This is a genomic window from Azospirillum lipoferum (assembly GCF_024170005.1).
GTDB classification, from domain to species: domain Bacteria; phylum Pseudomonadota; class Alphaproteobacteria; order Azospirillales; family Azospirillaceae; genus Azospirillum; species Azospirillum lipoferum.
In genome coordinates, this window is record NZ_JALJXJ010000033.1 from 1 (window position 1) to 10,932 (window position 10,932).

The following is a 10,932-nucleotide window of genomic DNA, read 5'->3' on the forward strand; positions in this document are numbered from 1 at the left end:
TCGGTCGCTGCCGGTTCGGCGGCGCCGGCGTCGTTCGCGTCGGGAGGCGCTTTATAGGCGACACCTCCCAAACCGCGCAAGTACTTTTTTCGCCCTTCGGCAAAAAACTTTGGCGCGCTCATCTGACCGGGAGGCTGCCCCGGGTTCCCGGGGCCGAGCAGGCTCGGAAACAAATTGCCGGTCACCCCCGTGATTCCTCCGGACATCAGGACAGTGCGACGTCGATGCGGGCCAGATCGTCGCGCATCACGGCGACCAGCCAGTCACAGATTGCAGGGACCACGGGCTGCAGCGGACGGGCCTTCGGCGCGATCAGGGAATGCCAGCGCCCGGTGCGGATCTCGCCCGTGCCGGCGCGAACCAGCACGCCTTCGCCGAGCGCGCGGGATATCACGCTTACCCAGCCAAGCGCGATCCCCTCGCCATTCTGCGCCGCCTGCAGCACGACCGAGTAGTCAGAGAAGACGTCCCATTTCCCGGCCCACTTCCCGACCCAGCCCCCGTCCCCCTCCAGACCCCCGCACGGGTTCAGAAGCCGGTTCCAATGCGCCTTGTGTTCGTCGTTCAGGTTCAGGAAGACATGGCGCTGCGGATCGGCATCCAGGGGGCCGCGCTCGGCCAGATAGGCGGGGCTGCAAACCGGCATGATGATTTCCGGCGCGAAGGGCCAGATGTGATAGCGCGGATCGTCGGGCTCGACGACGCGGGTGGCGATATCCACATCGGACGGCGGCTGGCCCAGCATTCCCTGCACCAGATCCAGCCGCAGTTCGACGTCCGGGAACGCGGCCTTGAAGACGCGCAGTCGTGGCACCAGCCACTGCGTGGCAAAGGAACTGGAAAAAGACAGGGTGATCCGCGTTTTCGCCGCACGTCGACGCACGGTGCCGACGGTGTGATCGATCCTCTCCAGACTGTCGCGCAGGACGCGGTAAATCTCTTCCCCTTCAGGGGTCAAGGTGATGCAGGCGGGGGTGCGCAGGAACAGCCGCACCTCCATCCACGCCTCGAGCTGCGCGATGTTGCGGCTGACGGACGGCTGGGTCACGTTGAATTCCCGTGCCGCCGCCGAAAAGCTGCCGGTCCGGGCGGCGGCCTCGAAGATGAACAGGGTGCGGGCGAGAGGGGCGATGCTGCGCAGGGCCATACGCTCAGCGTATACCCCTCCCAGCTTTTATCAAGCTTCCTGCCCACACCCCGCCACCTCATCCTTGAGCAAGGCCCACCCGGGCACGCCAAGGAGACCTCCCGACCATGCAGTTCGCGGTCCAGCCGAGCGCCCCCCAGCCGGATACCCTCCAAGCGGGCACCCGCCAATCGGACACCCGGCCGTCCGATCCCCTGCTGTCGCCGTTCCAACTTGGCCGGCTGCTGCTGCGCAACCGCATCGTCAGCACCAGCCATGCCTCGATGCTGGACGAGGGCGGCATGCCGACGGAGCGGTACCAGCGCTACCACGAGGAAAAAGCCAGGGGCGGCATCGCCCTGACGATGATCGGCGGCTCCGCCATGACCTCGCGCGATTCAAGCTGGGGCGGCGGGCAGCTCAACCTGTCGGGCGACGCCATCCTGCCGCATCTGGAGGCGATGGCGCGGCGCATCCACGACCATGGCGCCGCCATCATGTGCCAGGTGTCGCATCTGGGGCGGCGGGCCACGGCGCTCGGCAGCGGCTGGCTGCCGGCGATCGCCCCGTCGCGGGTGCGGGAGACGCGGACCCGCAGCTTTCCCAAGGAAATGGACCGCGCCGACATCGACCGCGTCGTCGCCGATTACGCCGCCGCCGCAAGACGTTGCCGGCAAGCCGGGCTGGACGGGGTCGAAACGCTGACCGGCGGGCATCTGCTGGGCCAGTTCCTGTCGCCCCGCACCAACCTGCGCACCGACGGCTTCGGCGGCTCGACCGCGAACCGCGCCCGCTTCGTGCTGATGGTGCATGAGGCGATGCGCAAGGCCGTCGGCCCGGACTTCGTCATCGGCATCCGCTATGTCGTCGACGAGGGGGGCGAGGACGGGCTGCACAGGGACGAAAGCCTCGAGATCGCCCACATGCTTCAACGGGAAGGCCATATCGATTTCTTCAACTGCATCTATGGCCGCATGGACAGCGATCTGCTGCTGACCGAACACAACATGCCCGGCATGTTCCAGCCCAGCGCCCCGTTCCTGGCCGAGGTGAAGCGCTTCCGGGCCGAGGTCGCGCTGCCGGTCATGCATGCCGCGGGCATCCGCGACGTGGCGACGGCCCGGCATGTCCTGCGCGACGGCATCGCCGATCTGGTCGGCATGACGCGGGCGCACATCGCCGACCCGCATCTGGTCGCGAAGATCCGGCGCGGCGAGGAGGACCGCATCCGGCCCTGTGTCGGCGCCTCCTATTGCCTGTATCGCAAGGCGCATTGCATCCACAACCCGGCCACCGCCCGCGAAACCACGCTGAGCCACGAGATAGCACCCGCCGGCACGCCGCGCCGTGCGGTGGTGGTCGGCGGCGGTCCTGCGGGGATGGAGGCCGCCCGCGTTCTGGCCGAGCGCGGCCACCGCGTCACCCTGTTCGAGGCGGGAAGCCGGCTGGGCGGACAGGTGCTGATCGCCGCCGGCGCCGAAGGGCGGCAGAATCTTCTCGGCATCACCGACTGGCGCCGCAACGAACTCGAACGGCTGGCGGTGGACGTTCGCCTGAATGTCTTCGCCGAAGCCGCCGAGGTCGCCGCCGAAGCCCCGGACATCGTCATCGTCGCCACCGGCGGCGTGCCCGACCTGGACTGGCTGGAGGGTGGCGAACACTGCGCCAGCGTCTGGGACATGCTGTCCGGCCATGTCCCGGCGCAGGACGCCGTGCTGATCTATGACGGCACCGGCCGGCAGGCGGCGCCGTCCTGCGCGCTGAAGCTGGCGGCGGCGGGAAAGTCGGTGACCTTCGTCACGCCCGATCCCGCCGCCGCGGTGGAAATGCCCTATCAGGACAGTTCGAGCTTCCGCAAAAGGCTTTACCAGAAGGGTATCGCGCCCCTGGTCGATCATCGCCTGATCCAGGTGCGGCGCGAGGGCAACCGCCTTGCCGCCGTCCTGCGCAACGAGATGACGGATCAGGAACGCGTCATCGTCACCGACCAGATCGTCGTCGAACACGGCACGCTGCCGATGGACGCGCTGTTCCACGATCTGTGCGCCGCATCCCTGAATGACGGGGTTACCGACATCGACCGCCTGCTGGCCGGCCAGCCCCAGGATTTGCCGCCGGACCCTTTGCAGCCGGGCCGCTTCGCCCTGCATCGCATCGGTGATGCGGTGGCCAGCCGCGATCTGCATGCCGCGATCTTCGACGCCTACCGCCTGTGCAGCCGGCTTTGACGGCACCCGGGGCAGCCGCGGCGCAAGGGCGGGGCCGATGGCCGATCCGCTCCGGCTGATCCTGGACGAGGCCACGCGAAGGGCCGGCCCCGGGAATCCAGGCCGGGATCTGGGCCCGGATCCGGGCCGGGTGACCGACACCGGGGAAAGCCACCTGCACATCTGAGTGTCCGGAACGGCTCTGTTGCAAAGCGGACGAACATGCGGCGGAATGGCTGGAGGGAGTCAGGCCGTGTTCCAGGCCACGCGGCATCGGCACTGATGCCGGCAGTCATCATCACGCGTCCACCGGAAGAATTTGCAGCAGAGCCCATGCCGTCGATCCCGCTTCCCTTCGTGATCTCGCTCATGCTCGGCCTCATCCTGCTGCGGATGATCCGGGATGGGACGCGGGGGCTCTTTCCCCTTCTGGTCGCCGTCTTCACGGTGCAGGCGGCGTTGGCCGGCCTGAACTGGGGCCTCGGGTGGGGTCCCGCCCGGCTCGTCCAGCCGGTGCTCGCCGCAACGCTGCCGGCCTTGTCCTTCGCCGCCTTCAACGAGCTGAGGCATGGCGGCGGCATGGGGATATCCCGATTGTGGCCCCACCTGCTCCCGGCGGCGGGCGTCGCGCTGCTGGTCGCGGTCTGGCCGTTGCCCATCGATCTCGTCCTGTTCGCAACCTATCTCGGCTACGGCATCGCACTCCTGCGCCTTGCCGCCGGCGGGGCCGGAACGCTTGCGGCGACCCGGTTCGGCGATGAGCGCGCCGCTCACCGGGCGCTCGTGCTCAGCGGCCTCTTCATCATTCTCAACGGCATCGTCGATGCCGTGATCTCGGCCGAAATCATGACCGGCAACGGCCCGCGCGCCGAAACGATCCTTGCCGGTGCCAGCCTGCTTTCGCTCGCTGTCGCCGCCTATGCGGTCACCGTCGCTGGCGCGAGCCGTCCTGCCGACGAGACGGAGCGCGCCGACCCCATTCCACCCTTCCCCACCCCGCCCCTGCCACCTCCCGACGCTCCCCCCGGACCGGCGGATGTGCCGTCGCCGGTGCTCACCATGGCGCCGTCACCGGAGGACGCCGCCATCGTCGGGCGCATCGATGCCGTGATGCGCGGCCAGCACCTCTATCGCGATCCCGACCTGACCCTGGAGCGGCTGGCGCGCCGCACCGGGATCCCGGCCCGCCAGATTTCGGCTGCCCTCAACCGTGTCCATGGCCGCAACGTGTCCCAGCTCGTCAACGAATACCGCGTCGAGGAGGCGCGGCGGCGGCTGGTGGCGACGCGTGATCCGGTCACGGTCGTGATGCTGGAGTCCGGCTTCGGCACGAAATCGAACTTCAACCGTGAATTCCTCCGGGTGACCGGCATGACGCCAAGCGCCTATCACCGGACCGCGGGTGGTGCCGGGCCGGACGGCAAGGCGGACGGCGGCGTGGAAGGGGTCCCGGCCAAGCCCTGACCGGCGGCCCCTGACCGGCGGCGGCACCCCCGGAAAACGTCCTGGATCACGATTCAGGACGTCCCCGATCGGGTTCGAGGTCGAGCATTCCCAGTGATCGGGATGAGATGGGGGCATGAACACCCATCCCCATCCCGCTCCCCGCCATCCCGACCCCAGACTGTCGGAAACGCTGGCGTCGCTGACGCTGGAGCCGGTCCCGGTTCCCGCCTTTCCCCCGGCCGGAACCCGCCTGCCGCGTCCATCCGGCGGATGGCATCTCGTCGGCGTCCTGGCCCTGATCGCCGCCATCGGCTGTGCCGGGGTACTGTGGCGGGCGGCGGGTCCCGCGATTTGGTCCGCGCCCATCGTGGCCGCCCCGATTGCGATGGGACCCGCCACGGCCGCGCTGCCTCCGCCGCCGATCCGCTCCGTGACCGGCTCCGGCCATGTCGTGGCGCTGCGGGAGGCGGCGGTCCATCCCCGGCGCGGCGGCGTGGTGACGGTTGTCCATGTCGAGGTCGGCAGCGCCGTCAGGGCCGGCGATGTGCTGGCGGAACTCGACGATCCCGAGCTGCGCTTCGCGCTTCGGGACGCCGAACTCGCCCGCGACCGTGCCCGGCTCATCCTTGCCGCCCGCCGCCTCGATGCGGAGGAGGCCCGCGACAGGGCGGGCCGGATGGCGGATCTCGGCACCCGCGGAGCCGTCAGCACCCAGGCGGCGCGCGATGCCGCCACCGCAGCCGCCCAGGCGGCGAATCTGAGGGATCAGGCGGCACAGGAGGTTGCCAAGGCGGAGCTGGAGGTTGCCCGGGCGGCAGAGGCCGTTTCCGATCTCACCCTGCGTTCGCCGCTTTCCGGCATCGTCTCGGCCCGCCGGGCACGGATCGGCGAGGCGATCCTGTCCCAGGCCGATGCCCGCGCCGAAGTGCCGCTCTTCACCGTCACCGATCCGCACCTGCTCGCGCTCGATGTCGACATCGCCGAAACGGCGCTGGCCGCGATCGGCTCCGGCGCACGGGGTGCTGCGGTGCTCGACGCCTATGCCGACACCCGCTTCACCGTGGAGGTGGCGCGCATCGCGCCGGTGGCCTCGGCCGAGCGCGGCACCATCGCGGTCCGCCTGACCATCCTCGATCCGCCGCCGGGCATCCGCCCGTCCATGGCGGTCCGGGTCGATCTTCCCGCCCGCGATCCTCCCGCCCACCCGCCGCCCCAACCATCGCCCCGCCCATCGCCCCCTGCGCAGGACACCGCCCCTTGACCCCCTTTCCCCCTTCCCTGCCGGGCAGCCCCGGCTTCATCCGCCTCGACGGCGTTTCCAAGAGCCATGGCCGCGGTGCCGGGCGCGTCGCGATCTTCTCGAACCTCTCGCTCGAGATCCCGCGCGGCGACTTCGTCGCGATCATGGGGCCCTCCGGCTCCGGCAAGTCGACCCTGCTCAACATCCTCGCCGGGCTCGACCCCGTGGATGCCGGCCGCGTCGCCATCGACGGCTGCGACCTGTCCGCCATGGGCGAGGACGCGCGGGCGGCGTGGCGCACCACGACGCTCGGGATCATCTTCCAGTTCTACAATCTCATGCCGATGCTGACCGCGGCCGAGAATGTCGAGCTGCCCCTGCTGTTGCGCCCGCTGTCGGGCCGCGAGCGGCGGGAGCGGGTGGCGACCGTGCTCGATCTCGTCGGGCTCGGCGGCTGGGCGCGGCACCATCCGCGCGAGATGTCCGGCGGCCAGCGGCAGCGCGTCGGCATCGCCCGCGCCATCGTCACCGATCCGGCCCTGCTGCTCTGCGACGAGCCGACCGGCGATCTCGACCGCCGCTCCGCCGGCGAGGCGCTCGACATCCTCGGCCGCCTCAACCGCGAACTCGGCAAGACCATCGTGATGGTCACGCACGATCCCGCCGCCGCGCGCTCGGCCCGCCACGTGCTGCACCTCGACAAGGGGGCGTTCAGTCCCGCCGGGCCGGAGGTCCTGTCATGACCCTTCTCCGCCTGATCGGCCGCAACTTGTGGCGCAAGCCGGCGCGCACCCTGCTGATGATGCTCTCCGTGGCAATCGCCTTTCTGGTCCATGGCCTCGGCCAGGGCTTTCTCGCCGGCTCGCAGGGATCGGGCGGGGCCGAGGCCGGCCGGCTGGTCGTCCAGAGCCGCAACGGCCGGGGACAGCCCCTGCCCCATGCGGATGCCGCCCGCGTCGCGGCGATGCCGGAGGTGGCGGCGGTCGCCGCCTCCGCCCGGATCCGCGGCTATGTCGGAACCGAACGGACTGTCGCCGTTGCCAGCGCCGTCGATCCGAACGCGATGGCGGCCGTCATGGCGGGAGACCTCGACCTCACCCCGGCGCTTCTCGCGCAGCTCGACGGGGCCCGCGACCGGGTTCTGGTCGGGCGTTCCCTGATGGAGGCGCAGGGCTGGCGCGCCGGCCAGCGCATCGCGCTGACGCCCTTCCAGATCGCGCGGGCGGACGGCGCGCCCTGGAGCTTCGAGATCGCCGGTGTCTTCGAAGGTGCCCGGCCGGAGATCGATACCCATTTCATGATCGCGCGCTACGACTATGTGAACGCCGCACGCGCCCACGGACGGGACAGCATCGACGGCCTGATGGTCGTGCCCCATCCGGGCGTTCCGCCGGCCGCGCTCGCCGCACGCATCGATGCGCTGTTCGCAAGCTCGCCGGCCCCCACCCGCACCCAGTCCGAGAAGGCCTTCCTCGACGCGCTGATCCGCGAGATCGCCGATTTCCGGCTCGTCGTCACCCTCGTCACCTCGGCCTCCTTCGCCGCCATCCTGATGATCGTCGCCAACACGATGGCCTTCGCGGTGCGCGAACGCAGCTTCGAGATCGGCGTGTTGAAGGTGCTCGGCTTTCCCGCAAGGCTGATCGTCGGCCTCGTGCTCTGCGAGACGCTGTTCATCTTCGTCACCGGCGGCGGCATCGGCCTCGCCCTGGCCAGGGTGGCGGCGCTGCTGGCCGGTCCGGAACTGGGCCTGGCCCTGCCGCCGCCTGTCGTCGCGCGCGCCTTTCTCCTGCTGATCGCCCTTGCCCTGCTGGCCGGCCTCGTGCCCGCCGGCTTCGCCTTGCGGATGACCACCGCCAACGCCCTCCGCTTCCGGTGACGCCGATGTCCTCGCTCCCCAGACAATGCTTTGTCCTCACCCGCGCCGCCCTCGCCGGCCTCCCGGGGCGGCTGGCGATCTCGCTGTCCATGGTCGCCTCGATCGCCCTGGTCGTCGCGGTGCTGATCGGCTTCCTCGCGGTCGCGGCCGGCCTCGAACGCACGCTCGGCGCCGGGGGATCGCGGGAGGTCGCCGTCATTCTCGGCGGTGGCGCCTTTCAGGAGATCGCCTCCGCCATCCCGCCGGACGCCGCAAGAAGCCTGCAGGCGGACGGGACGGCGGCGGGGATCGCGCTCGACGACCGGGGCCGGCCTCTGCTGTCGCGGGAGATCGCCGTTCCCGTCGAGGCGACGGCAGCGGACGGACAGCGCCGCATGGTAGCATTGAGGGGCATGGAGGCCGCCGGACCGCGGCTGCGGCCGGGGTCCTCCATCCGGACCGGCCGCCTCTTCGCGCCGGGCATGCGCGAAATCGTGATCGGTGAAACCCTCGCCCGCGATCTCGGGCTCGATACCGGTTCCAGCGATGCCGGTCCGAAGACCGGTTCCATCCGACGGCTGCGCCTCGGCCCGGTCGACTGGGCGGTTGTCGGCATCGTTGCCGCACAGGGCGGCGCTGCCGACTCCGAAATCTGGGGCGATCTCGACTTGGTGCGGGCCGTCTTCGACCGTCAGGGTGACATTCAGGCGTTGCGCGTCGCACTGGACGGGCCGGATGGCCTTGCCGCATTGCGCGCCGCCCTGCCGGGCGCCACGCCGTCGCCGCTGGATGCCATGACGGAGGCCGACCTCCTGGCCGGCCAGTCGGCGCCGGTGACGCGTCTGGTCGCTCTGCTCGGCTGGCCGATCACGCTGCTGATGGCGGTCGGCGCGTCGGCCGGAGCACTCAATACGATGATGAGTTCGGTGTCCGAGCGGCGGATCGAGATCGCCACCCTGCGCGTCCTCGGCTTCAGCCGACTGGCGACCTTCACCGCTACCGTTGCCGAAGCGATGGCGCTGTCGCTTGCCGGTGCGGTGCTGGGCGCCGCCGTCGCCCTGATCCTCGATGGCTGGAGCACGTCGACGCTCGGCGCCGACGGCACCGCGCTCGTCTTCCGGCTGGCGGTGACGCCGGCGGGACTGATGAAGGCGGGAACCCTGGCGCTTGCCATCGGCGTGCTCGGAGGCGTCCTGCCCGCCGTTGCCGCCGCCCGCCTTTCTCCGCTCGAGTCGCTCAAGGCGGGTCCGTGACCATCGCGACGGCCGGCGGCGTTTCAGGACGTGCTGTTCGATTTGATCTCGTTGAACAGGGTGAGCCCGCCGCAGGCGTACAGGGTCTGCCCGGTGACGTAGCTGGCGTCGTCGGAGGCGAGAAAGGCGAAAACCGGCGCCATCTGCTCCGGCGTGGCGACATAGCGCATGGGGATCATGCCCTCGATGACCTTGCGACGGACCGGATCGTCCTTCCAGGCCGCGTTGATGTCGGTCGCAACGGCGCCGGGACCGACCGAATTCACCCGGATGCCCTTGTCGGCGAATTCCAGCGCCAGCGTCCGGGTCATGTTGTCGAGCCCACCCTTGCTGATCGAGTAGGAGAGATAGCCGGGCTTGGGAATGAGCTGATGGACGCTGGAGTTGTTGACGATCGCCCCGCCGCCGGGGCGGCTGAGGAAATGCGCGATCGCGGCGCGCGCGCAGTAGGCCGCCCCCAGCAGATTGACGCCAAGCACGCGCTCCATCGTCTCGTCGGTGAAGGACTCGCTCGGCTCCTCGGTCTGGATCCCGGCGTTGTTGACCAGGATGTCGAGCCGCCCGAACGCCGCCAGAACCTCACCGAACATGGCATCGACGGCGGCCGAGGAGGCGACGTCGGCATAGACCAGCATGTGCCGGCGGTCGGGAAATCCGGCGGCGGCACCGGCGGCCGCGACCGCCTCCAGCGCCTCGTCGGCCTGCGGTCCCGGCGCGACGGCGTTGATCGCCACCGTCGCCCCTTCCTGGGCGAAACGCTCGGCCACGGCGCGGCCGATCCCCCGCGAAGCGCCGGTGATGAGGGCGAATTTGTCGACAAGTCGTCTCGGCGTCATGGTCTTCGTCCTTTCCGCTCATCATCCTTTCCGCTCACGGGCGCCCGTCTTCAGGCGCCTGTCGGGCGGATGACGCCTTTGCGCAGAATGATGTTCCCATAAAGCCTCGCCTCCCCGGAAGCGACGACGCCGAAGGCGGACCGCACACGGTCGTAGAAGGGCTTTCCCACCAGCGGCTTCAGGCGGACCTGCGGCGCATGGGCGGTGACCGCATCCTGGAGGTCCACCATCACCGGCTCGATCCGGTCGACATCGTTCTGGGCGGCGGGACGGAAGGCCGAATCCTCGACGAAATCGTCGAGCGGCATCACCGACAGGATGGCCCGGACGATCCGCGGCGCGTCGATCCCATCCATGCGCACCAGACGGCGGGCGTCCGCGACCGCCGGATAGTTGGCGTCCACGATGGCGATTTCATCGCCATGCCCCATCGCGCGCAGCATGGCCAGCAGATCGGGGCCAAGCACGGGATCGATTCCAATCAGCATGACTGTTTCCTCCGGAATTTTCTTGGATGCGGGCCGGAAGCCGGGAACGGACAGCGAGGCGAAATTTTATTTCGCTATCCGCCTTTCTGACCACGCTACAGGAATATCATCGGCAGACTGACGATACAACATAACTTAATTCACTGTGATTAATTTATTGACGGACGGATGATCGCCCTTTAGCATGGTCGACGCTGGCAACGATGGAGCCAAGACGCCGTGCATGCTGGGGTATGTACGGCGGTGGCGCCACGGGGCTTGCCGTCTTCGGATGTCCGGACGCCGTCGCCGCTTCGCAAGCCGCGCGCAAGCCCCCGGACATGACGAACGATCAGGTTGAGCAACAACAAAACATTATTGTTGGGGGAAACGTTGATGGTGAAATCCGCTCTGCTGCTCGGTGCAGCCACCCTTTCGCTCGCCTCCGTCATGGCGGCGGGCCCGGCCTCCGCCCAGTCGAAGTTCGACATCACGCTCG

Annotated in this window: 10 protein-coding genes; 6 read left to right on the forward strand and 4 right to left on the reverse strand. The window is 69.4% G+C overall.

The window, feature by feature from the left end:
* Both J2848_RS35475 and J2848_RS35480 read right to left on the reverse strand, forming a co-directional pair.
* Window positions 1-185 (reverse strand): hypothetical protein (locus tag J2848_RS35475; RefSeq protein WP_253568848.1); only part of this gene is annotated, 185 nt, incomplete at its 3' end.
* Window positions 186-205: 20 nt separating this feature from the next.
* Window positions 206-1,147: a LysR substrate-binding domain-containing protein gene (locus J2848_RS35480; RefSeq protein ID WP_149235706.1), complete on the reverse strand. Its 942-nt coding sequence runs from the start codon at window positions 1,145-1,147 to the stop codon at window positions 206-208.
* 107 nt (window positions 1,148-1,254) lie between these two features.
* On the opposite strand from J2848_RS35480, the gene J2848_RS35485 reads away from it, so the two are divergent.
* The 6 genes from J2848_RS35485 (at window position 1,255) to J2848_RS35510 (ending at window position 9,130) form a co-directional block, all read left to right on the forward strand.
* Complete coding sequence (locus J2848_RS35485; RefSeq protein WP_149235707.1) at window positions 1,255-3,354, forward strand: NADH:flavin oxidoreductase; 2,100 nt, start codon at window positions 1,255-1,257, stop codon at window positions 3,352-3,354.
* Window positions 3,355-3,666: 312 nt separating this feature from the next.
* Window positions 3,667-4,797, forward strand: coding sequence for an AraC family transcriptional regulator (locus J2848_RS35490; RefSeq protein ID WP_149235708.1), 1,131 nt, complete (start codon window positions 3,667-3,669; stop codon window positions 4,795-4,797).
* Between the two features lie 115 nt (window positions 4,798-4,912).
* On the forward strand, window positions 4,913-6,040 hold the full coding sequence (locus J2848_RS35495; protein ID WP_149235709.1) for an efflux RND transporter periplasmic adaptor subunit: 1,128 nt from the start codon (window positions 4,913-4,915) through the stop codon (window positions 6,038-6,040).
* Window positions 6,037-6,762 (forward strand): ABC transporter ATP-binding protein, encoded by a 726-nt coding sequence (locus tag J2848_RS35500; RefSeq protein ID WP_246194557.1) that lies wholly within the window; start codon window positions 6,037-6,039, stop codon window positions 6,760-6,762. The genes J2848_RS35495 and J2848_RS35500 overlap by 4 nt, the downstream gene beginning before the upstream one ends.
* Complete coding sequence (locus J2848_RS35505; protein ID WP_149235710.1) at window positions 6,759-7,898, forward strand: ABC transporter permease; 1,140 nt, start codon at window positions 6,759-6,761, stop codon at window positions 7,896-7,898. Before J2848_RS35500 ends, J2848_RS35505 begins: the two co-directional genes overlap by 4 nt.
* Window positions 7,899-7,903: 5 nt before the next feature.
* The gene (locus J2848_RS35510) at window positions 7,904-9,130 is read left to right on the forward strand and encodes an ABC transporter permease (RefSeq protein ID WP_149235711.1); all 1,227 of its coding nucleotides are present in this window, start codon (window positions 7,904-7,906) and stop codon (window positions 9,128-9,130) included.
* Between the two features lie 23 nt (window positions 9,131-9,153).
* On the opposite strand, the gene J2848_RS35515 is transcribed toward J2848_RS35510, so the two are convergent.
* Both J2848_RS35515 and J2848_RS35520 read right to left on the reverse strand, forming a co-directional pair.
* A complete protein-coding gene (locus J2848_RS35515) occupies window positions 9,154-9,966 on the reverse strand; it encodes an SDR family oxidoreductase (RefSeq protein ID WP_149235712.1) in 813 nt (270 codons plus the stop codon).
* A gap of 50 nt (window positions 9,967-10,016) precedes the next feature.
* On the reverse strand, window positions 10,017-10,454 hold the full coding sequence (locus tag J2848_RS35520) for an RbsD/FucU family protein (RefSeq protein WP_149235713.1): 438 nt from the start codon (window positions 10,452-10,454) through the stop codon (window positions 10,017-10,019).
* Between the last annotated feature and the right edge of the window lie 478 nt (window positions 10,455-10,932).

Coding starts and splice junctions, on each gene's coding strand:
- J2848_RS35520 (WP_149235713.1), bottom strand. CDS start 10,454: ATGCTGATTGGAATCGATCCCGTGCTTGGCCCCGATCTGCTGGCCATG.
- J2848_RS35505 (WP_149235710.1), top strand. CDS start 6,759: ATGACCCTTCTCCGCCTGATCGGCCGCAACTTGTGGCGCAAGCCGGCG.
- J2848_RS35485 (WP_149235707.1), top strand. CDS start 1,255: ATGCAGTTCGCGGTCCAGCCGAGCGCCCCCCAGCCGGATACCCTCCAA.
- J2848_RS35490 (WP_149235708.1), top strand. CDS start 3,667: ATGCCGTCGATCCCGCTTCCCTTCGTGATCTCGCTCATGCTCGGCCTC.
- J2848_RS35480 (WP_149235706.1), bottom strand. CDS start 1,147: ATGGCCCTGCGCAGCATCGCCCCTCTCGCCCGCACCCTGTTCATCTTC.
- J2848_RS35510 (WP_149235711.1), top strand. CDS start 7,904: ATGTCCTCGCTCCCCAGACAATGCTTTGTCCTCACCCGCGCCGCCCTC.
- J2848_RS35495 (WP_149235709.1), top strand. CDS start 4,913: ATGAACACCCATCCCCATCCCGCTCCCCGCCATCCCGACCCCAGACTG.
- J2848_RS35515 (WP_149235712.1), bottom strand. CDS start 9,966: ATGACGCCGAGACGACTTGTCGACAAATTCGCCCTCATCACCGGCGCT.